The organism is Mammaliicoccus lentus, from assembly GCF_002902755.1.
Lineage (GTDB): Bacteria > Bacillota > Bacilli > Staphylococcales > Staphylococcaceae > Mammaliicoccus > Mammaliicoccus lentus.
In genome coordinates, this window is record NZ_PPRS01000007.1 from 90,935 (window position 1) to 114,090 (window position 23,156).

The following is a 23,156-nucleotide window of genomic DNA, read 5'->3' on the forward strand; positions in this document are numbered from 1 at the left end:
TTGCGTACCGATAGAATCCAATTGTGCCGTAATATTGCGTGCTAGATCATTTTGGCCTGCTAAATACAGGTGGGTGCCCTGTTTCTTATTTTGCATGTCCTCCTTAAGAGGCGTATGCGCTATTAAGAAAACCCATTAGGCTCCCTTGATCGAAAGTGTTAGGTCAAAATACATAAAGCGTATCACGAACACTTCAGATGTCTACCTTATAAATTTATTTTATCATAATTCTTTTAAATAACAAGTATTTATACTTTTGTTATTCTTCGTCTAAATCTAATTGTAAATGTAATTCTTGTAATTGGCTATTTGATACTTTGCTTGGTGCGTCAGTTAATAAACAAGATGCGCTTGCTGTTTTAGGGAAAGCAATTGTATCGCGTAAATTAGTTCTACCAGCCAATAACATAACAAGTCTATCCAACCCTAAAGCAATTCCACCATGTGGAGGTGCTCCATATTTAAACGCTTCTATTAAGAAACCGAATTGTTCTTGAGCTTCCTCATCTGTAAACCCTAAAGCTTTAAACATTTTTTCTTGTAAGTCAGATTTGTGGATTCTGATTGAACCCCCACCTAATTCAAATCCATTTAATACAATGTCATAAGCATTTGCTTCAACATTTGTAGGATCTGTTTCTAACATATCTTCGTGTTCTTTTTTAGGAGCAGTGAATGGATGATGGGCAGCAACATAACGGTTAGTATCTTCGTCATATTCAAATAATGGCCAATCTGTAACCCATAAGAAGTTATATTGATTAGGATCTATTAAGCCACGTTCTTTACCAAGTTTATTTCTTAATTGAGCTAAACTAGCTGCAACAACATCTTTTTTATCTGCAACAAATAGAATTAAATCACCAGATTTTGCTTCTGTTTCTTTTAATAATTCTTCTGTGTGTGATTCATTAAAGAATTTGCTAATTGGACCGTTTAATCCTTCATCAGTTACTTTAACCCAAGCTAAACCTTTAGCTCCGTATATACTTGCAAATGATTGTAATTGATCAATATCTTTTCTTGAATAGTCGTCTGCTCCATTTTCAACAACTATCGCTTTAACTTCCCCACCGTTTTCAACAGCACCTTTAAATACTTTGAATTCCATTTGTGAAGCTAATTGTGATAAATTGATTAATTCCATACCGAAACGTGTATCTGGTTTATCAATACCATATCTCTCCATTGCTTCAGCGTAAGTCATACGAGGGAATGGTGTCGTAATATCGATTCCTTTAACGTCTTTCATAATACGTTTCATTAAACCTTCGTTCATTGTCATAACATCTTCTTGATCAACGAAACTCATTTCGATATCTATTTGAGTAAACTCAGGCTGTCTATCAGCTCTTAAATCTTCATCTCTGAAACATTTAACGATTTGATAATACTTATCAAAACCGCCTATCATTAATAACTGTTTAAAAATTTGTGGTGATTGAGGTAATGCATAAAATTCACCATCATGGACACGTGATGGAACTAAGTAGTCTCTAGCCCCTTCTGGTGTTGATTTCGTTAAAACAGGTGTTTCAACCTCAAAGAAATCTCCTTCATCTAAGTAGTTTCTAACAGAGCGTGTAATTTGATGTCTCATTTTAAATGTTTGAGCTAAACTTTCTCTACGTAAATCTATATATCTATATTTAAGACGAACATTTTCATCTATATCATTTACATCTGTAATTGAGAACGGTGGTGTTTCAGATTCATTTAATATTTCTATACTTGAAACTTGCACTTCTACTTTACCAGTTTTAATTTTATCATTAACTGATTTTTCATCTCTTTTAGTTACTTGACCTTTAACTTGTATAACATATTCAGAACGAACTTTATCAGCAATTTTTAAAGCTTCATCTGAAAAATCTGGGTTAAAAACAATTTGTACTACGCCTTCACGGTCACGTAAATCTATAAAAATAAGTCCGCCAAGGTCACGTCTTTTTTGTACCCATCCGTTTAAAGTTACTGTCTGTCCAATATATTCTTCTGTTACACTTCCACAATAAGTTGTTCTTTTATTCATTATGATTCCACCTTTAAATAATTCTCTAATTCTGAAAATGCTACTGGTTCACTTTCGCCAGTTTTCATATTTTTAACTTCTACTTGCTCTTTTTGTAATTCATCTTCACCAATAACAATTGTATAAGTTGCATTTAATCTGTCAGCTTGTTTCATTTGGCCTTTTAATTTTCTACTTAAGTAATCTTTGTCACAACTAATACCTGCTAATCTTAGTTTATTAAGTAATTCTACTGAATAATGATCAGCTTGCTCTCCCATAGTAGCAATGAATAAATCTATAGAGTCTTCTTGTTCTATTTCAATGCCTTCCGCCTCTAGAGCGAGCAATAGTCTTTCAATACTTAAAGCAAATCCTATACCTGTTTCTTTTGGACCATCTAATAATTCTAATAATCCATTATAACGTCCACCGCCACATAGAGTTGTAATAGCTCCGAATCCTTCTGCATTGCTCATTACTTCAAATGCAGTGTGCGTATAATAATCTAAACCACGTACTAAATTGCTATCAATTTCATATTCAATACCAATTTCATCTAATAGTGTTTTAACTTCTTCGAAATAACTTTTTGAATAATCATTCAAGTATTCAGTAATTTTCGGCGCATTTTTTACAGCTTCTTTATCTCGATCAACTTTACAATCTAGAATGCGCATTGGATTTGTATAAAGTCTGTTTTGACAATCTTGACAAAATGTATCAATGACTGGCTCAAAATGTTCTTGTAATGCTTTAGAATAATCTGCTCTTGATTCAGCATCACCAATACTGTTAATAACTAGTTTTAAGTTTTTCAAACCGAATGACTGATAAATGTGTACAAGCATTGCAATAATTTCAACATCGATTGCAGGATTTTCTGATCCAATTGCTTCTACTCCAAATTGAACGAATTGACGATAACGTCCTTTTTGTTTTCTTTCGTATCTAAACATAGGACCAGTATAATATAATTTTACAGGCTGATTCGCATTACCTTGCATTTTATTTTCTATGAAACTTCTCACTACACTAGCAGTACCCTCAGGTCTCAATGTGAGACTTCTATCACCTTTATCTTTAAATGTGTACATTTCTTTCTGTACGACATCAGTTGAATCTCCAACACCTCTACTAAATAAATCCGTGCTTTCAAATATAGGTGTTCTAATTTCTTTATAATTATAAATTTTCATCAGTTCGTGTAATTTATTTTCAATATACTGCCATTTATAACTATCTTTCGGCAAAATATCTTGTGTGCCACGTGGTATATTTATCATTTAATTTCCTCCTTAAAATTAAAAAAGTCCCTTGTATGCTTAATAAACATACAAGGGACGAAGATTCCGTGTTGCCACCCTAATTAGTATTCTCTATAAAAGAATACTCACTTAACAACATTGTAACGGATGTCAATCGATCTTACTTTCATAAGATTCCCTCTTCTTGTGTTCAAAAGTATACGTGGCATCTTTATAACTTTCAGCACATGTTATAATCTCTGTGTTCAGCCTAAAGTGTATACTATTCAAGAATAAACGGTAAGTTTATATTTAGTAATTTATATTAATAGTAACCCCATAATTAATTTCAGTCAACATTTAATTTGAAAAGTAAACTTTCAAACCATCTACAATACCAGTTTCAACTATGTGTCTGTATTTGCGATCAACGATTAAGTTTTCATCAGTTGGGTTGCTTATATATCCAAGTTCTAATAATACAGCAGGTGACTTAGCTTGTCTAATAACTTGGAAGTTTTCATTTCTTACCCCTCTATCAGACAAGATAGACTTTTGATTGATTGAAGTGTGTAAAGTTTTTGCGAAATCTTTATGACTTTCATGATGATAATAAACTGTTAAACCATGTGGATTAGAAGATTCAAGTGCGTCATTATGTATGCTTATGAATACATCTCCATCAGCTTGTCTATCTTTTAATTTAACGTACTCATCTTTTGAACGTGTTAATTTTACTTTAGCACCTTCATCTTTTAACATTTTTTCCAATTCTTTAGCAGTTTTTAACGTCATTACTTTTTCTGTTACGTCTTTGTGTTTGGAGCTTGCCGCGCCTTGATCACTTCCACCATGCCCTGGATCAAGTACAATGGTTTTACCCTTTAATGGTTTTTGGACTGGATCCACATCTTCTTTAATATCTAAATTTGTATGCCAACCAGCAATCCAACCCTTTTCATTGTCACTATTAATGACTTCAAACCATTTACCTTCTCTATCTATGATTTCAAACTTATCTCCATCTTTAACATCAAATATAATTGGATAAAATGCAGCTGGACCGGTTCTCAGTTCACCATCTTCTATCATAGAAAGTGACTTAGGTTCTTCATCTTCTTGTGTTAAGAGATTAATAATAATAATAATAATTAATGCTAATAATATTAATCCCACGATAATAATCGGTATTGGCTTTAGTTTCTTTTTTTTAAACCATAAGCTTATTCGGTTCATTGAATAATACCATCCTTGCTTTCGAAAATAATCGTTATTGGACCATCATTAACAAGTGATATATCCATATGTGCACCAAATTCACCACTTTTGACAGGTATACCATAAGAAGCTAATTGTTCATTAAAATATCTATATATATTGTTAGCTTCGGTTGGTTCTTTAGCATTCGTAAACCCAGGTCTATTTCCTTTTTTTACTGAAGCATATATTGTGAATTGTGAAATAGATAGTATTTCCCCATCAATTTGATGTATATCTAAATTCATTTTACCTTGGTCATCTTCAAAAATTCGAGTTTTGGCGATTTTTTTAGCAATGGCGTCAGCATCTTTATACGTTGACTCTTCACCAACTCCTACTAGCAATAAAAAACCTTGTTTAATTTCATTTTGAATATTTTCAGATGTCACTTTAGCTTGACTTACTTTTTGTAAAACAACTTTCAAAATATCACCTCTTAATTCCATACACGGGTAACTGTATAGATATCGCCTAATTGTTTTATTTTATCAACAATTCGATAAACGTCATTAACGTTTTTAACCATAACACTTATGTTTATAACAGCATTTTTATCTATATCAGCTTTACCTGAAACTTTTACTAATTGTACTTTAATTGAATTTACAACTTGCAAGACTTCATTTAACAAGCCATTTCGATCGTATCCTGTAATTTCCAAATCAACTTGGTAACTTTTTTGTTCATTTGTATTTTTAACCCATTCTACATCAATTAATCTCTCGGTTTCATTAATAATATTAGGGCAATCTTTTCTATGTACTTTTACCCCATGTCCTTTTGTAATGTAGCCGATGATATCATCACCAGGGATAGGGTTACAGCACTTCGATAATTTGATTAACATATTGTCCAAGCCCTCTACATAAACACCTGTTTCAGTACGTATATCATTTTTAATCGGCATAGACTTACTGACTTCTTGAACTTGGTTTAATGACTGTTTTTTACGTTCTATTCTAATTTTTTCAGATAATCTATTAACAGCTTGTAACGCGGTGATGCCTCCAAATCCTACTGCTGCATATAAATCATCTTCGTTCGAAAAATTATATTTCTCATTTACATTTTTGATATTCTCAGAAGTTAATACTTCATCTACGTTGAAACCTTGTTCTTTAATTTCAGCTTCAATCATAAACTTGCCTTTTTCAATGTTTGCAGATCTATCTTGTTTCTTAAAGAAACTGCGAATTTTGCTTTTAGCACTTGAAGAACGCACAATTTTCAACCAATCTCGACTCGGTCCATATGAATGTTTACTCGTTCTAATTTCAACTATATCTCCAGTAGATAATTTATAATCAATCGGCACGATTTTACCGTTTACTTTTGCTCCTATCATCTTATTCCCCACTTCACTGTGGACAGAGTAAGCAAAGTCTATTGGTACAGCACCATAAGGAAGTTCTACAACATCACTTTCTGGCGTAAAGACGTAAACTTTATCACTTTGTAAATCATATTTTAATGATTCCATAAATTCTTCAGCGTCTGGAGATGTGTTATCTGTTTCAGCTATCTCTTGTAACCAACTCATTTTTTGTAAATATTCTTCAGATTTATTGCTTAAGTTTTTACCTTCTTTATAAGCCCAATGAGCAGCAACACCATGTTCAGCTATTTCATGCATCTCATATGTTCTGATTTGAATTTCTAAAGGATCGCCATTTGGTCCAACTACCGTTGTATGCAATGATTGATACATATTTTGTTTTGGCATAGCTATATAGTCTTTAAATCTGCCAGGCATAGGTTTCCAAAGTGTGTGCACTAAGCCCAATACAGCATAACAATCTTTAATAGATGGCACTATGACTCTAATAGCTAATAAATCAAATATTTGTTCAAATTGCTTTTTTTGTTTAACCATTTTTCTATAGATGCTATATATATGTTTAGGTCGTCCGCTTATGTCGCCAGAAATATCCATAACTTCCATTTCTGATTCAATATCTTTAACAGCATTAGCAATATATGTTTCACGTTCACTTCTTTTTTTCTTCATAAGATTAACTATTCTGAAATATTGAACGCTATCTATATATCTTAAAGAAATATCCTCCAGTTCCCATTTAATCGTATTAATACCTAATCTATGAGCTAAAGGTGCGTATATTTCCAATGTTTCTTTTGCTATTCTTTTTTGCTTTTCTTTTGGCATGGCTTTTAAAGTTCTGACGTTATGAAGCCTATCTGCTAATTTCACAAGTATAACTCTTACGTCCTTAGCGATTGCTATAAATAGTTTACGATGGTTTTCAGCTTGCTGCGTTTCTTTTGATTTATATTTTACTTTTTTAAGTTTTGTCACACCATCTACTATAATTGCAACTTCTTCATTAAACATTTCAACCAAATCATCGTAAGTATAAGGTGTATCCTCAATTACATCATGTAAAAATCCAGCAACAATTGTTGGGCCATCTAACTTCATTTCAGTCAAAATACCTGCAACTTGTATTGGATGCATAATATAAGGTAAATTATTTTTTCTAATTTGGCCTTGATGTGCTTTAAAAGCTAAATCGTAACTTTTTTCAACTAATTTGTAAGCTTCTTCGGATAAGTAGCTTTTAGCTTTATATAAAACATCATCAGCACTATAAGGATATTCTTTATTCATAGGGACACCACCTCATCACAAATTTCTCTTTAATATTACTATTATAGCAATTAATATAAGTAATATGCCACATATAATTATTATATTTAATCTAAAAATAAAATAGTCACAAAAGTGACTATTTTATTTGAGTATTTACATACTATTCATCATATGAAATTAAAGATACAACATCGTATCCTTTTAGTTTATCTATTCCGTGTAAATATTTCAATTCTATTAAGAAAGCAATACCTACTACAATACCACCTAGTGATTCCACCAAATGGATAGCAGCTTCTATTGTACCGCCTGTTGCTAATAAATCATCAGTAATAAGCACACGTTGACCAGGTTTAATTGCGTCTCTATGCATTGTTAAAACGTTAGAGCCATATTCTAAATCATATTCATAACGAATAACTTCACGAGGTAATTTACCTTCTTTACGAACAGGTGCAAAACCAATTCCCATAGCATAAGACACAGGGCACCCTATAATGAATCCTCTTGCTTCAGGTCCAACTACTACATCTACTTGTTTGTTTTTAGCATAACTTACAATTTGGTCAGTTGCATATTTATATGCTTCCCCATTGTCCATAATTGTTGTAATATCTTTAAAATTAACCCCTTCTTTTGGCCAATCTTGTACTTCTGAAACATATTGTTTTAAATCCATTAAACTTCCTCCTCAACGTTGCCTATCAATGACTGAATCCATTTGATTAAAGATTGACTGTCATTATATAACAATGTCTTTTCAATTTCTATTTGTCTTTTCTTCTCTTGATACAACGGCGCACTTTGAATGCTATTCTTTTCCGCTTCTTTATTCACTTTTATTATACCATCATTTATTGTAATAAAGTCTAATTCATAAAAGCAATTTAATATGAATTTTAATTGATCAGGTTTAATTTTCAAAAATTGACAAAGTTGCATACCTTCAGTTTGAATATTTGTTTCTGCTTTACTGAGTAATGCTTTATATGTTTCTTTAAATTTTTGTTCATTAGGTAAACCTTCAAAGTATGAATTAGATTGACCTTTAAAAACTAAATAATATTTATCTGCATTAACTTGATTTAAAGTTGTTTTTAAATCATCTAAATCTTTTGGTAAATCTCTAAGCACACACGCTTCAACATTTCTTTCATATCCTTCTCCATAGAACACATATCTATCATTTAGTTTTTCTTCTGTTGAATTAACTACAAACAAAGCGTCTTTTTGATTAATTTTCAATAAGTCTTGTTTATTTTTACTTCTATAATCGAATACTGTATGTTCATTACCTAACTCTAAATCTTTTACGATTATTTGTGGAGATTGATGTCCATTCCATTCGTTTACATTTAAGCTGCCCGCTATATTAATAGTTGTTTCATTTGTTATGTCGTGTTGAAGATGTCCGAAATTCCAATGAAGTGCTGCAATATTTTTGTCGGTTAATGTAAGTTTTAAATGTTTTTCACTTTGTCCAATACCTTTTACCGAATTAACCTGCACATTTTTCACTGCAAATAATGGTGCAGAAATATCAGTTCCAAAAGGTCGTAATCTCTCTAAGTCAAAAATATTTTCAACTGAAATGTCAGATACTTGAATTTCTGAATCCACAGTTAATTGCGGTAATAGTGGTTTACCTTCTGTTAACTTATACATTTCATCATTTAAAGCTTTTTTTAATGATTCTATAGCATCAATATCTAACGTCATACCTGCTGCCATATGATGACCACCAAACTTTTGTATAAGTTCAGAGTTATTTTGAAGAAATTCAAACATAGATACTTGTTCAATACTTCTAGCTGATCCTTTAGCATGATTTTGCTCTATATCCACATTTAACAAGATAGTTGGTAAATGATATTGTTCAACAATTCTTGATGCTACTATTCCGAGAACACCCTCGTTCCAATCTTCTTTTGCTAAAACTAAAAATTGTGCGTTGGTGTCAATTTGTTCTTGAGCGAGCACAAGAGCTTCTTCTGTAATAGTTTCAACTATTGCTTTTCTTTCAGTATTAAAATGATCCACTTCTTCAGCAAGAAATGTCGCTTCATCGCTGTCTTCACACATCAATAATTCACATGCTAATCTAGCATCATCCAGACGACCAACCGCATTTAATCTTGGGCCAATTATAAATCCTACAGTTTGTTCACTGACTTCATCAGTGTAATCTGCGACTTCTAATAGTGCTTTAATACCTGGGGAAGGTTTTTCATTTAAAATGTTTAAACCTCTCTTGACCATATATCTATTCTCATCAGTTAAACTCACTAAATCTGCAATAGTACCGATTGCTACAAGTCCAAGAAAATAATCGGGCAAGTCCGCCTTAAGTGCTTTACATAATTTATAAGAAACCCCTACACCTGCTAAATATTCAAATGGATAGTCGAAGTCAGGGTGCACAGGATGGACGATAGCATATGCATTAGGTTTTGTAATACCAAATTCGTGATGATCTGTTACGATAACGTCTATCCCCAATTCATTAGCAATATCTATTTCATGATGCCCTTGAACACCATTGTCTACTGTAATGATTAAAGTAACGTCCTCATCATGAGCATTGCGAAATGCCCCTTCACTTGGACCATATCCTTCTGTAAATCTATTCGGAATATACCAACCGACTTGAGCTCCAAGTGATTCTAACGTTTTTACGAGAATTGTTGTTGATGTCACACCATCAGCATCATAATCACCATATACTAATATTTTCTCACTATTTTCTATAGCTTTATGTATTCTTGAAACAGCTTTCTCCATATCACTTAACAACATAGGATCATGAAAAAGTTCTTCTTTAGAAAGTAAATGTTCGATATCAGTTTGTGTTGTATAACCTTTAGAAACTAATGCTTTTTCTAATAGCGGGGAAATATTAAATTTTTTAATTATCTGTTTGTCTATTTCTATAGTTTGTCTAGGTATAGACCATTGATAACGTGCTTTAGTCATAACAAATCTCCTCATTTCTACTCAAAACATTATACATGAAAAATTAATGATTCTCTACTAAACAAATTAAGCATATCAAAATAAATATTTTTTGCATAGAATTGATAAACTTCAACTGCATAAAAAAGCACTTATCAAAGCAGACACATAAAGTGTAGCTTTGATAAGTGCTCATGAATTTTAAACGAGTATTTTTTCGTCGTTTGATTTTTTCTCTTCGTAGACAACTAATTTGCCGTCATCAGAATTTTTAAGTTGTTTCTTTTTCAACATGCCCCATAGCGGAACTGCCACGAACACAGATGAGAACACACCTGAAATCAGTCCTATAAGTAATGCTAATGAGAAGTTGAATATACTTGATGATCCAAAGATTAATAGTCCAATTACAACTATTACAACGGTTAACACTGTATTAATTGATCTCGTCATTGTTTGTCTAATAGATGAATTTACAATCATATCAATTGTTTCTGGGTCTTTTATAACTTTGATTTTACGTAAGTTTTCACGAACCCTATCAAATGTAACGATTGTATCGTTTATGGAATAACCGATTATCGTTAATACAGCAGCAATAAATGTAATATCTACTTCTAATCTAAATAAGCTAAACACTGTTACAATCATGAACACATCGTGTAGAAGTGCTAATACTGCAGTAGTTCCCATTCGCCATTCGAATCTAAATGTAACATAAATGACGATACCAAGCGCTGCAATGCCTAAAGCTTTCAATGCGTTTACTGCGAGCTCTTGGCCAACTACAGGAGATACTGTACTAACATTAGGGTCATGACCTAAAGTATCTTTAAAATCAGATTTAACTTTTTTTATCTCCGATTTATCTAAAGCATCTTTAAACTGTACAGTAGCCATTTTATTACCCGAACCACTTGTCGTAACTTGAGAAGGTTCTAATCCCATATCTTTAAATTGTTTAGATACTTGTTCAGTTTTTATTGCATTATCAGATTGTAAATCAACTCTTGTACCACTTGTGAAGTCGATACCGAGATTTAATTTAAATATAGATATTATAATCGCACCAACAATAATAGTTATGATACTAAATGTTAAGAACGGTTTTGCAAGTTTAACAAAATTAACTTTATCATAAGGTGTGCTTAAATCATGCACATCTAATTTTTCGCTAATATCATGTCTTGATTTTTTAGATATGCCGAACCAAGTAAACTTTTTGTTAAAGTAATTTGAGTTAATCAAGATTGATAACAGTAATCTTGTTAAGAATACTGATGCTACAAAACTCATCAGAATAGATAGTAATAACATTGTTGCGAAACCTTTAACGGAACTTTCACCAAATACAAATAATACTAATGCAGCTAATATTGTCGTTAAGTTAGCATCTAGTATTGTAACAAATGATGAACCCGAACCTTTTTTGAAGGCTTGTTTCAATGTCCTTCCGATTCTTAACTCATCTTTTATCCGTTCATACATAATAATATTCGCGTCTACAGCCATACCTACACCTAACACCAGAGCAGCTAGACCAGGTAAAGTAAGAACACCTGAAATAAAGTTGAATGCTAATAATGTTAAATAAACATAAGCGCTTAATGTAACAACAGCAACAACACCAGGTAATCTATAGTAGATTAACATGAATAAAAATACGATACCTACACCAATTGTAGAGGCAAAAATCGTTTCATCTAAAGCATCTTGACCAAACTGAGCACCTACTGAAGTAGAATAAACTTCATCTAATTTAACTGGTAAAGAACCTGAATTTAATAAGTCAGCGATTTGTTTTGCTTCTTTAACGCCTTCTTCACCTTTAAATCCGCCTGATATTTCTACATTTTCAGAATTGATAGGCTGACTAACTGTCGCTGCAGAAATATACTTAGGCTCTTTGCCTTCTTGTTCTTTCTTAGCTTCTTTTTCGTAGCTATCTCCATTTTCGTAATCCATCCAAATAACCATCAGGTTTGGATTCATTTTAGATACTTTTTCAGTTACTCCTTTAAATTTTTCTGCATCTTTTAATTTAAGTGTAACTGCTACTTCATTTGTATTATCTTTAAAACCTTGTTTAGCGCCACCTTGTACTAAATCTTTACCTGATAATAGTACATTATCTTTAGCATCTCTAATTGTTAAGTTAGCTTGAGTCGAAAGTACTTCACGAGCCTCGTTTTGATCTTTAATACCCGCTAATTGTACTCTTATTCTATTGCCTTCCTCAACTTGAATCTTCGGTTCAGAAACACCCAATACGTTAACACGTGATTCCAAAGTTTTGGCGGTCGATTTAACAGCGTCTTTATCTATTTTGTCACCTTTATCTAAAGGATTGACTTGATAAAGAACTTCAAATCCACCTTGTAAGTCTAGACCTAAATTTACATTCTTCGTTATATTTTTACCGGTTGATCCTATTAAAGTAAAAATCAACACCGAGAGAAGTAAAAAGGCTATAATTCTACTACGCTTTTTCACGATAACACCTCTTACTTTTTTTAGTTCACTATATATGTTATAGCATACATTACCAGTTTTTGAATAGTCATAACGTACATGTATCAAAAAAAGACATGGATAACCATGTCTTTAACGTTAAATATATTAAACTAATTCCATCAAAATGTAAACTTTTTTATGAAGGGTCTACTTGTTTGATAGCAGGTTTTTCAAAAGTAATTTCTTGACCTTTGTCATTTACAGTAACAACAACGATTGATTCGTCAACTGCTCTAACTGTACCTTTAATTCCACCAATTGAAGTAACTTTTTGACCTACTTCTAAGCGGTTTAATAATTCGCGATGCTCTTTTGCTCTTTTTTGTTGTGGTCTAATCATTAAGAACCAAACAAGTGCAAATATCAAAATAATTGGTAATAATTGTACTAATACTTCCATAATCATACTCCTTTAAAAGTTTTTGGGGTTATCTACATTTAGTCCATATTGTTCGAAAAATTCATCTTTGAAATCAAGTAATCGATCTTCTCTTATTGCTTGGCGAACATTCTCCATCAATTTTAATAAGAAATACAAATTATGATATGTAGTAAGACGAATTCCAAATGTTTCATCTGCTTTAATCAGATGACGCAAATAAGCTTTAGTATAGTTTCTACATGTGTAACAATCACATTCAGGATCTAATGGTGATAAATCTGTTTGATATTTCGCATTTTTTATCACTACTCTACCTTGTGAAGTCATACATGTACCATTTCTAGCTATACGTGTTGGTAAAACACAATCAAACATATCGATACCTCTAATTGAGCATTCGATTAATGCATCAGGTGAGCCAACGCCCATTAAATATCTTGGTTTATTAAATGGCATTAACGGTGTCGTATGTTCAACCATTCTGTACATCACAGGTTTCGGTTCTCCAACTGATAAACCGCCAATCGCATAACCAGGAAAATCAAGTGAAACTAAATCTTTAGCACTCTGCTCTCTAAGATCGTTGTATTCCCCACCTTGGATTATACCAAATAGAGCTTGATCTTCAGGACGTTTATGAGCTTCAAGACATCTTTCAGCCCATCTAGACGTTCTTTCAATTGATTTCTTTACATAATCATACTCAGATGGCATAGGAGGACACTCATCAAACGCCATCATAATGTCTGAACCAAGATCGTTTTGAATATGCGTTGCCTTTTCTGGACTTAAAAACAATTTAGAACCATTTAAATGATGTCTAAAATGCACACCTTCTTCTTCAATCTTTCTCATATCACTTAAACTGAATACTTGAAAGCCTCCTGAATCAGTTAATATTGGTCCATCCCAATTCATAAACTTATGTAATCCACCCACCTTAGAAATGATATCACTTCCAGGTTGTAACCACAAATGATAGGTATTGCTTAAAATGATTTTCGCTTCCATTTGTTTAAGTTCTTCAGGACTCATCGTTTTTACAGTTGCTTTTGTACCAACTGGCATGAACATTGGTGTCTCAAATGAACCATGTGGTGTATGAACGATTCCCAATCTTGCACCAGACTGTTTACAAGTTTTAATATGCTCATATGTTACTGCAGGCATGTCTTTTTCTCCTTCACTATATAATAATCATTGCATCCCCAAAACTAAAGAATCTATATTCAGATTCAACAGCATGACGATAAGCATTTAAAATATTTTCGCGCGATGACAGCGCTGAAACTAACATGATTAAAGTAGATTTTGGTAAATGGAAATTTGTAATTAAGCCATCAATCGCTTTAAATTCATACCCAGGATATATAAAGATATCTGTCCAGCCACTTTCGGCTATGAATTTATCATTCCTACTTCGTATTGTTTCTAACGTTCTTGTTGAAGTAGTACCAACTGAAATAATTTTTTTACCATCGGCTTTAACTTTATTTAATAATTCAGCAGTATCTTCAGACATTTGATAATACTCTGAATGCATTTCATGTTCGTCGATATTATCTACACTTACCGGTCTGAATGTACCTAATCCTACGTGTAAAGTTATAAATGCAACATGTACACCTCTATCTCTAATTTCTTGTAATAGATTTTTAGTGAAATGTAGTCCTGCAGTTGGTGCTGCAGCTGATCCAACAGCTTTAGCATAAACAGTTTGATATCGGTCTTGATCATCTAGTCTTTCTTTAATGTAAGGAGGTAATGGCATTTCACCAAGTTCATCCAAACGTTCTTGTAAAATGCCTCCATACGAAAGTTTCATAATTCTACCACCTTGGTCTAACTCTTTAACACAAGTAGCAATTATTTTACCTTCCCCAAAAGATACACTTTGATTTATCTTTATACGTTTTGCAGGTTTGATAAGTACTTCCCATTCGTCATTCTCTTGTTGTGTTAGCATTAACATTTCAACTTTCGCACCAGTTTCTTCTTTAATTCCAAATAATCTAGCAGGCATGACTTTTGTATCATTTAGTACTAAACAATCTCCCGGTGATAACTGATGTATAACATCTTTAAATGTTAAATCTTCTAATTCACCTGTAACTTTATCGCATTTTAGTAGTCGACTACTTTCTCTATTAAGCAATGGTGTTTGAGCGATCAAAGACTCAGGTAAATCAAAATCAAAATCTTCAATATTCACAGGCTTTGCCTCTTTCCTCATTCTAATATTATTTCTTTATCTCAAAATGGTCATAACTCACCGCAGTTGCTTTTCTACCACGAGGCGTTCGTTCTATAAAGCCTTTTTGAATGAGATATGGTTCGTACACATCTTCTAATGTAATACGTTCTTCCCCAATGGTAGCAGCAATTGCATCTAGGCCAACTGGTCCACCTTTATAATTATTCAATATACAGTGCATAATTTTATAGTCAATATGGTCTAACCCTTCTTTATCAACTTGTAATAAATCTAATGCATGTTTAGTTGTACCAATTGTTATTGAATCGTCACCTTCAACTTGAGCAAAATCTCTCACTCTTCTTAACAATCGGTTAGCAATTCTTGGTGTCCCTCTGCTTCGTTTTGATAACTCATTTGTACTTTGGTCATCTATTTCAACATTAAAGACTTCAGCAGTACGTTTAATGATTTCTTTTAAACTTCCATCATCATAATATTCTAAACGTAAATGAACGCCAAATCGATCTCTTAAAGGAGCTGATAGACTTCCTACTCTAGTCGTAGCACCCACTAATGTAAATGGCGGTAAATCAATTCTAATACTTCTTGCTTCTTCACCTTTACCAACTACTATGTCTAAGAAAAAGTCTTCCATAGCTGGGTATAAAACTTCTTCTACTACACGACTCAAACGATGTATTTCATCTATAAATAGCACATCACCGGGTTGTAAAGCTGATAAAATCGCAGCTAAATCTCCTGGTCTTTCTATAGAGGGTCCACTAGCTGTACGTAAATTAACGTCCATCTCATTAGAAATGATGTTAGCAAGAGTCGTTTTACCTAAACCTGGAGGACCATATAACAAACAATGATCAAGAGGTTCTTCTCTTAATTTCGCAGCTTTAATAAAAATATCTAAATTAGATTTAATATTATGTTGACCTATATACTGATTCAATGTGTCCGGTCTTAATGATAATTCATTTTGCAAATCTTCTTCAAGTTCATGTTCATCAACTACACGATCATCCAAAAAATCACCTCATTTATTGAATAAGTAGTGCTAAAGCCCTTTTAACACATGCATCTACAGTATCGAATGTTTCTTTTTCTAAAGATTTTTTAACCTTAGTAATTTCACGTTTAGAATAACCTAATGCTTCTAACGCTAATACCGCTTCTTCTAATACATCATTTTTACTTTCGTCAGCTTGAGCAAAGAGCTCTGATTCTTCGGTAATAGTTAATTTACCTTTTAAATCTAATATAATTTGTCTAGCTGTTTTCTTTCCTATACCAGGGAATTTTGTTAAATATGCTTCATTTTCATTCTCAATAGCAATTTTAACTTCATTCGGTGTACTGGCTGCTAATATTGCTAGTGCAGATTTAGGACCAATACCGGTAACTTTAATAAGATTTAAAAACATGTCTTTCTCTTCTAAATCTATAAAACCATATAATAGATGCGCGTCTTCACGTACAATTAGTTGTGTAAAGACTTGCGCCTCTTCTTCTAATTGAGATTGAAAACGATATGAATTTGGTGTTTGTATTTCATAACCTATACCGTTATTTTCAACTACTATATGTGTTGGATATAATTGAGAAATTTTACCTTTTATATATGCATACATTAGATAACTCCCTTTACATGCTCATTCCAATAACTTCAACTTCATCTACGTGTGGACTTTCTTTAATAGCATCCATCAATTCTTCTAGAGATAATTCTATATTAGAGGCATTTAATGAAATCGTTATAGTAGCTCTGTCTTTCATAGGTAAACTTTGATGAATCGTTAAAACAGATCCTTTTAATTCAGCAATTTTATTTAATACAAAAGCAAGCATACCTACTTCATCTTGAACATACAAAATTAAAGTTAAATTTCGTGTTTGTTCCTCTAATCTATCTATAGGGAAAATCGTATCCTTATATTTATAAAATGCACTTCTAGAAAGATTAAACTCTTTCACTGCATCATAAATAGTCAAATTGTTATTTTTCATGAGCGCATTTTTTACTTTTATAGTTTTTTGAACAGATTCTGGCAATACATCTTCCCTAATTAAATAAAACTTCTTTGTTGATTCATTTGATTTTTTCAATTAGAACACGCCCTATTCGACAAATTCAAATTCTCCACCTAATATTCTTACAATATCACCATTAGAAGCGCCTTTTTCTCTCAAGGCATCATCGATACCCATTGATCTCATCTGTCTAGCAAAACGTCTAACAGCTGCATCACGATTGAAGTCAGTCATCATGAATAATCTTTCAATTGAATCACCTGTAACAACATAAGCTCCATCGTCATCACGAGAAATAACAAAATGGTCTCTTGATTTTTCATGTTTATAGACAACTCTATGAATACCTGTTTCTTCTATACTATCGAAATCTACACCTTCAGTTTCATCGAGTAAGTCAGCGATTTGATATAATAATTGATCAACATTTTCGCGTGTAACTGTACTAATAGGAACAATTTTTACATCTTCCTCAAGCTGTTCTTTAAACATCTCTAATTGTGCTTCTGAATCTGGTAAGTCCATCTTATTTGCAACAACTATCTGCGGTCTTCTTGATAAGTTTTCATTGTAAGATTTCAACTCTTGATTAATTGTAACATAATCTTCATAAGGGTCTCTGCCTTCCATTCCACTCATATCAATAATGTGAACTATCACTCTCGTACGTTCAACATGACGTAAAAATTGATGACCTAGACCTACACCTTCTGAGGCTCCTTCAATTAAACCAGGTAAATCTGCCATTACAAATCCTCTGCCGTCTTTAGTTTGTACAACACCTAAATTAGGCTTAATAGTTGTGAAATGATAAGCACCTATTTTAGGTTTAGCTTTAGATACAATTGATAGGAGTGTCGATTTTCCTACGCTTGGGTAACCTACTAAACCTACATCAGCCATTAATTTCAATTCTAGAATAACTTCAATTTCTTCTCCAGGCTCACCATTTTCACAAAAGTCTGGTGCTGGGTTACTCGGTGATGCAAACCTTGAATTGCCTCGACCACCACGGCCACCTTTTGCTACTGTAGCACGTTGTCCATGCTCTACTAAATCGGCTAGTACTTCTTCATTTTCTACTTTTTTTATAATTGTGCCAGGTGGAACTTTTAATACTAAATCACCTGATCCTCTACCATGCATGTTACTGCTTTGTCCATTTTCACCTTTATCAGCTTTAAATTTTCTTTGGAATTTAAAATCTAATAAAGTACGTAATCCTTCATCTACTTCAAATACTACTGAGGCACCTTTGCCTCCATCTCCTCCGGCCGGACCACCAAACGGAACATACTTTTCACGACGAAAAGCAACTAAACCGTTACCGCCATCACCAGCTTTCAAAGATATCTTGACCTGATCTATAAACATGTTTACACCTCTAGTTCATTAATATTAATAAAAAATTCTAATTCACATATTTCTTGATTATACGAAATAATTTCTATATTATAGTTTGAAAAAATTTGTTTAATTTCATTTTCGTTTATCGTAATACCTTTAGCTGATATTATTAATGTAACAAATTCCTGTTCAATAATTAATCCGATATGTGTATCTAAATCGTCAATTTCATTGACGATATGATTCATCCATTTGTGATAAATATTTAACAAAATGTTATCTGATAGGAATAAATTCCTTTGATAATCTTCATCGCTATTACATTCAATTTCAAATGTCCATTTAGAGCCTGACAATGAGATTTTGTGTGAAAATACTTCTTGAACAAACTTTCTGCATGGTGCATTTAAAAATAATTGTTCTTGTTTAAGTTCATGATACAATTCATCTATTAATGAATTAACTTTACTTTCTTTACCCAACTGTTTATAAGTGTATAACAGTTGAAATTGATTGACAAAATCGTGTCTCGACTTTAAATACACATCTAAATCATCCATTTTATCACCTATATTGTAAGTATTCATAAATACTATTATACCATTTTAATCATTTGATTAAAAAAAGAAACACCAGAAAAAATTCTGGTGTCTCAATTTAGTGATTATTCAGCAGCTGTATATACAGATACTCTCTTTTTGTCACGACCAAAACGTTCGAATTTAACAACGCCGTCGATTTTAGCGAATAATGTATCGTCTCCACCGCGACCTACGTTTTCACCAGCGAAAACTTTAGTTCCACGTTGACGATAAAGGATAGAACCACCTGTAACGAATTGACCGTCAGCACGTTTAGCTCCTAAACGTTTTGATTCAGAGTCACGACCGTTCTTTGTAGAACCAACCCCTTTTTTCGATGCGAAAAATTGTAAGTTTAATTTTAACATGAGTTACACCTCACTTGTAATTTAGTTTAATATATAGCCCGTATTCTTCTTCAATAGTCTTTAAAGAAATGATTAGGCCTTGTAATAAAGTTTGCGCTTGTTCATTTTCTAAGTTTACACTACGTATATGAAAATATCCACCATCGTCACTGTAATCTATATCAGGTGTTTCATCAGTTAAACCGATGATTGCATTCGTCGTACCAAACACGACTGCAGATGCGCCAGCGCAGACTATATCTTTGCCGTATTCACCTGAATCAGCATGTCCAGACATAATAATATCTGTAACTTGCCCTTCATCGTTTAAACTAATATCTACTTTAATCATTGCTTAAGCGTTAATTTTTTCGATAGTTAATTTAGTGTAAGGTTGACGATGACCTTGTTTACGCTTGTAGTTTTTCTTAGCTTTGTATTTGAAGACAGTGATTTTTTTACCGCGTCCTTGTTTTTCAACTTTAGCAGTAACTGAAGCACCTTCAACAACTGGTGATCCAACTTTAACTGAATCTCCACCTACAAATAATACTTGGTCAAAAGTGAATGAATCACCTTCATTTACGTCTAATTTCTCAACCCAAATTGTTTGACCTTCTTCTACTTTAACTTGCTTTCCGCCAGTTTCAATTATAGCAAACATACTTGCACCTCCTAATTTTTTAAGTCACGCCATTCATAGGTGACGTTCGTACTTAATACCTATGATTGAGCGGTTGTATGTAGCTTGAAACTACTCAACTTCAATAGATTACCATCTACAGTTACTATTGTCAATATTCTTTAATTAATTTGTATTTCTTTCTAATAATTTCAAAACGAAAGGAAAAATAATAACTAAACAAATTAAATTAAATATTATTGTTGGAATTAATCGGAATAATATAAGATTACCAAAATCTATTGAAATAAATCCTAATATGCCATAAAAAGCCATAACCCATATTTCTAATAATACCACCGAAATAATGAGTAAAATAACCATCATTAAAATATCTCTATAAAATACTTTGAATAATTTATCCATCATTACTACAAATAATGCATAACCAAATGTGTAAACACCATATACGCCGCCATAATAAATGTCAGTAAATATTCCAGTAACGATTGCTAGGATAATCGCTACTTTAGGGTTTTTATAAACTGCAATTATTAGTAAGTATAAGAATGTAAGGCATGGAACGATAACGAATGTTTCATTAAATAGATGAATAGGTGATATTCTAGTTAATAAAGAATCTAGATAAAATAGTAAGACGCCAATCAGAGGAATAACATATAATCTCATTATTCCTCACCACTTTCGTCTGCTGAAAGGATAGTCTCAGGATCTCTATTAGCCACATAGACATGATTAAGGTCTTTAATATTTGTTGAAGTTTTTATGTATGCTACTTTAGACAATCCGTATTCGTCATTTTCGACTTTCTCAACTTCTCCTACCAATAAACCTTTAGGAAGTTGATCGCCTAAACCATTTGTTACTACTTTAGACCCTTTTTTAATTTTGTATTTATTATCGATATCACTAATAACGAGAAGCCCTTTTTCTTCGTCATATCGATTAATCATACCAAAGACATTTTCGCCTTCTTGTTGAATATCCACAGAAAGCTTACTCGTTTTTACACTTGTAGAAATCAGTTCAACTTGAGATGAAAATTGGTTAGCTTTTTTGATTCTTCCTACTAACCCTTCACTAGTGATTACAGCCATATTTTCTTTCATTCCACTTTTTTTACCTTTATCAATAATAATCGTGTTCATCCATTGATCTGGACTTCTTGCAATTACAGTAGCAGGTATTGGATTAAATTGTGAAATGTCTTTCATATCAAGTTCTTTTTTTAATTCTTTGTTTTCTTTTTCCAAACGAGCTTTATCAGCTTTAATCTGTTCAGTGCGCTTTGCTTCTTCTTTTAATTTTTTAACATCATCTTCCGAAGTTGTTAAATTAGTGAAAAAGTTCGATACCATCGTCACAGGATAAGAAACAATTCTACCTCCAAATGATGATGTATCACTAGCATATTGTTCACTAAGCGATGCAGATTGTGCCCTCATTGAATACCCTACTATTACTATTAACAAAACCATGGAAATTAGAAAAAATACTAATTTATTATTTTTAAAAAAATTCGACAATCTAAACACCTCTTAATTTTCAAATGTCTAAATAACAATGATATTACTATTTTATCTTACAGTTCCATTTAAATAAAGTACGAGACTGTCGATATAGTAAAAAAGTTAATATGCTTCTTCAGGTAAGAGTTCAATATTTTGATTCATTTCATTTAAATCATCTTTCAAATCTTGCTCTGTGTGATAAACGTACATTTGTGGTTCACCAAATTTATATAGTATATATTCAGTGCCTCTTTGACCAGCTACGTAATTTTCATTATAGCCCATTCTTTCTAAATCAGACACAGCCATAAACTCTCTCTTATTAATCCAGCTAAAAGCTTGTTTCGTTTGTCCTAAAGGTACATTTCTTAACAAAGGTGTATCTTCTATTGTATAAGTAGAATTAGCTCTCCCAGGAACAACTTGTTCACTTTGTGGTGTTTCATCACTATGATCGAAAGGATTTAATTCACTTAAAGCAGGTACATTTCTATATACAATGATAATAATAACAATAATTGCTATTAATGCTAATAAATTTCTAATTAACCTAAATAACCATCTCAATTTTATGGCACCTCTCATTCAAATTTATTATACATAATTGTTTTAAAACTATCATCAGACTTGGGACCTAACTCTTTAATCATGCTGTAGTCTGATGTAAGATATGTTTGAAGCCTTTATAATGATATTAAGAGGTGAGAATTATGGAGTTAATTTATATTTTCATAGCAATATTATTGTTAATTATATTTTTTAGATTTTTCGTTGGAATATTAAGATTCGCTATAAAATTAGCTATTATCGCTTTAGTAATATATTTTGTATATCAAGGCGTTATGTATTTCATGTGAAATTTATATAATTTTTAAAGCCAACTATACGATTAAGGCCGTATAATTGGCTTTTAATTCTGTGAGAATATTCTTTATCACTTATTTAATAATTTACTTAAAATAAACAATGTAATAGAAACTAATAATCCCCACACAATCCCAGCACCAATACCACCTATAAATAAACCGAAATTGATATTAGTACTACTATCATTTATAGCAATTAAAATAGAACCTAGAAAGACACCAACTATACTCAATCCCATTACAACGCCATAATCCTTTTTAACAATAGCTCGTCTATTTTTATTTTGAAAAACAGTAATTATAAATAATACAGGTAAAATAACTAATATAAACGTAATAATTTGCAAAACTAAAACTCCTGACTTCATTTTACATATATTATAACATTGTATGATTATGAACGTTCAATAATTTCTAAATCTTCTTTTGTAATATAGTCATCTTCAAATAAACTTATAAATTCTCCATCTCCTATAATGATATGATCTAGTAAATCAATTCCCATTAAATCACAACAGTATAATAGTCTTTTCGTAGTTTTGATATCTTCTAAAGATGGAGTTAGGCTTTATCAAGAGTAAATTATGAAAAAAATGGTTTAAATCAATGTTCTTACTTTAAGTACATGTGTTTAACGTAAATGATAATTA

23 protein-coding genes, 1 other RNA gene, 1 pseudogene and 1 other annotated feature are annotated in these 23,156 nt (G+C 32.1%); all 25 genes and pseudogenes read right to left on the reverse strand.

Annotated elements, in window-relative coordinates:
- Positions 1–10: 10 nt before the first annotated feature.
- Positions 11–203: non-coding RNA, 6S RNA (ssrS, locus tag CD135_RS04015), on the reverse strand.
- 56 nt (positions 204–259) lie between these two features.
- Positions 260–2,032, reverse strand: a complete 1,773-nt coding sequence (aspS, locus tag CD135_RS04020) for an aspartate--tRNA ligase (protein ID WP_103268864.1) — start codon at positions 2,030–2,032, stop codon at positions 260–262.
- On the reverse strand, positions 2,032–3,297 hold the full coding sequence (gene hisS, locus CD135_RS04025) for a histidine--tRNA ligase (protein ID WP_016999261.1): 1,266 nt from the start codon (positions 3,295–3,297) through the stop codon (positions 2,032–2,034). The genes aspS and hisS overlap by 1 nt, the downstream gene beginning before the upstream one ends.
- 321 nt (positions 3,298–3,618) lie before the next feature.
- Positions 3,619–4,494, reverse strand: a complete 876-nt coding sequence (locus tag CD135_RS04030; protein WP_103268865.1) for an N-acetylmuramoyl-L-alanine amidase family protein — start codon at positions 4,492–4,494, stop codon at positions 3,619–3,621.
- Positions 4,491–4,943 carry a D-aminoacyl-tRNA deacylase gene (gene dtd / locus CD135_RS04035; protein WP_135020654.1) on the reverse strand — a complete coding sequence of 151 codons (453 nt, stop codon included), beginning with the start codon at positions 4,941–4,943 and terminating at the stop codon, positions 4,491–4,493. The genes CD135_RS04030 and dtd overlap by 4 nt, the downstream gene beginning before the upstream one ends.
- Positions 4,944–4,954: 11 nt before the next feature.
- Positions 4,955–7,144, reverse strand: coding sequence for a RelA/SpoT family protein (locus CD135_RS04040; RefSeq protein WP_064211066.1), 2,190 nt, complete (start codon positions 7,142–7,144; stop codon positions 4,955–4,957).
- 142 nt (positions 7,145–7,286) lie between these two features.
- Positions 7,287–7,805 carry an adenine phosphoribosyltransferase gene (locus CD135_RS04045; RefSeq protein WP_064204324.1) on the reverse strand — a complete coding sequence of 173 codons (519 nt, stop codon included), beginning with the start codon at positions 7,803–7,805 and terminating at the stop codon, positions 7,287–7,289.
- Entirely contained in the window at positions 7,805–10,099 is a 2,295-nt protein-coding gene (recJ, locus tag CD135_RS04050; protein ID WP_103268867.1) for a single-stranded-DNA-specific exonuclease RecJ, read from the reverse strand. Before recJ ends, CD135_RS04045 begins: the two co-directional genes overlap by 1 nt.
- 180 nt (positions 10,100–10,279) lie before the next feature.
- Positions 10,280–12,571 (reverse strand): protein translocase subunit SecDF, encoded by a 2,292-nt coding sequence (secDF, locus tag CD135_RS04055; RefSeq protein WP_103268868.1) that lies wholly within the window; start codon positions 12,569–12,571, stop codon positions 10,280–10,282.
- 157 nt (positions 12,572–12,728) lie between these two features.
- Positions 12,729–12,992, reverse strand: a complete 264-nt coding sequence (yajC, locus tag CD135_RS04060) for a preprotein translocase subunit YajC (RefSeq protein WP_016999267.1) — start codon at positions 12,990–12,992, stop codon at positions 12,729–12,731.
- Positions 12,993–13,004: 12 nt separating this feature from the next.
- Complete coding sequence (tgt, locus tag CD135_RS04065) at positions 13,005–14,144, reverse strand: tRNA guanosine(34) transglycosylase Tgt (RefSeq protein WP_016999268.1); 1,140 nt, start codon at positions 14,142–14,144, stop codon at positions 13,005–13,007.
- Between the two features lie 16 nt (positions 14,145–14,160).
- Positions 14,161–15,186, reverse strand: coding sequence for a tRNA preQ1(34) S-adenosylmethionine ribosyltransferase-isomerase QueA (gene queA / locus CD135_RS04070; RefSeq protein ID WP_103268869.1), 1,026 nt, complete (start codon positions 15,184–15,186; stop codon positions 14,161–14,163).
- Between the two features lie 28 nt (positions 15,187–15,214).
- On the reverse strand, positions 15,215–16,207 hold the full coding sequence (ruvB, locus tag CD135_RS04075) for a Holliday junction branch migration DNA helicase RuvB (protein ID WP_016999270.1): 993 nt from the start codon (positions 16,205–16,207) through the stop codon (positions 15,215–15,217).
- 13 nt (positions 16,208–16,220) lie between these two features.
- On the reverse strand, positions 16,221–16,811 hold the full coding sequence (gene ruvA, locus CD135_RS04080) for a Holliday junction branch migration protein RuvA (RefSeq protein ID WP_064211069.1): 591 nt from the start codon (positions 16,809–16,811) through the stop codon (positions 16,221–16,223).
- A gap of 13 nt (positions 16,812–16,824) precedes the next feature.
- Positions 16,825–17,286 carry an ACT domain-containing protein gene (locus CD135_RS04085; protein ID WP_064211070.1) on the reverse strand — a complete coding sequence of 154 codons (462 nt, stop codon included), beginning with the start codon at positions 17,284–17,286 and terminating at the stop codon, positions 16,825–16,827.
- Between the two features lie 12 nt (positions 17,287–17,298).
- Positions 17,299–18,585, reverse strand: a complete 1,287-nt coding sequence (gene obgE / locus CD135_RS04090; RefSeq protein ID WP_103268870.1) for a GTPase ObgE — start codon at positions 18,583–18,585, stop codon at positions 17,299–17,301.
- Between the two features lie 2 nt (positions 18,586–18,587).
- Positions 18,588–19,145 carry a Spo0B domain-containing protein gene (locus tag CD135_RS04095; protein WP_245942502.1) on the reverse strand — a complete coding sequence of 186 codons (558 nt, stop codon included), beginning with the start codon at positions 19,143–19,145 and terminating at the stop codon, positions 18,588–18,590.
- A 77-nt stretch (positions 19,146–19,222) separates the two neighbouring features.
- Positions 19,223–19,507 (reverse strand): 50S ribosomal protein L27, encoded by a 285-nt coding sequence (gene rpmA, locus CD135_RS04100; RefSeq protein WP_016999275.1) that lies wholly within the window; start codon positions 19,505–19,507, stop codon positions 19,223–19,225.
- Between the two features lie 10 nt (positions 19,508–19,517).
- Positions 19,518–19,838: a ribosomal-processing cysteine protease Prp gene (locus tag CD135_RS04105; protein WP_103268872.1), complete on the reverse strand. Its 321-nt coding sequence runs from the start codon at positions 19,836–19,838 to the stop codon at positions 19,518–19,520.
- 3 nt (positions 19,839–19,841) lie between these two features.
- Positions 19,842–20,150, reverse strand: coding sequence for a 50S ribosomal protein L21 (gene rplU, locus CD135_RS04110; RefSeq protein WP_016911517.1), 309 nt, complete (start codon positions 20,148–20,150; stop codon positions 19,842–19,844).
- Positions 20,151–20,162: 12 nt separating this feature from the next.
- Positions 20,163–20,235, reverse strand: a sequence feature (ribosomal protein L21 leader region).
- Positions 20,236–20,294: 59 nt separating this feature from the next.
- Complete coding sequence (gene mreD / locus CD135_RS04115; RefSeq protein ID WP_103268873.1) at positions 20,295–20,798, reverse strand: rod shape-determining protein MreD; 504 nt, start codon at positions 20,796–20,798, stop codon at positions 20,295–20,297.
- Positions 20,798–21,655, reverse strand: a complete 858-nt coding sequence (mreC, locus tag CD135_RS04120; protein WP_103268874.1) for a rod shape-determining protein MreC — start codon at positions 21,653–21,655, stop codon at positions 20,798–20,800. The genes mreD and mreC overlap by 1 nt, the downstream gene beginning before the upstream one ends.
- Positions 21,656–21,760: 105 nt before the next feature.
- The gene (locus CD135_RS04125) at positions 21,761–22,207 is read right to left on the reverse strand and encodes a DUF4930 family protein (protein ID WP_016999279.1); all 447 of its coding nucleotides are present in this window, start codon (positions 22,205–22,207) and stop codon (positions 21,761–21,763) included.
- 367 nt (positions 22,208–22,574) lie between these two features.
- On the reverse strand, positions 22,575–22,853 hold the full coding sequence (locus tag CD135_RS04130) for a hypothetical protein (RefSeq protein WP_016999281.1): 279 nt from the start codon (positions 22,851–22,853) through the stop codon (positions 22,575–22,577).
- Between the two features lie 47 nt (positions 22,854–22,900).
- Positions 22,901–23,071 (reverse strand): annotated as a pseudogene (locus tag CD135_RS04135) (JAB domain-containing protein); the annotation flags it as partial.
- Positions 23,072–23,156: the final 85 nt, after the last annotated feature.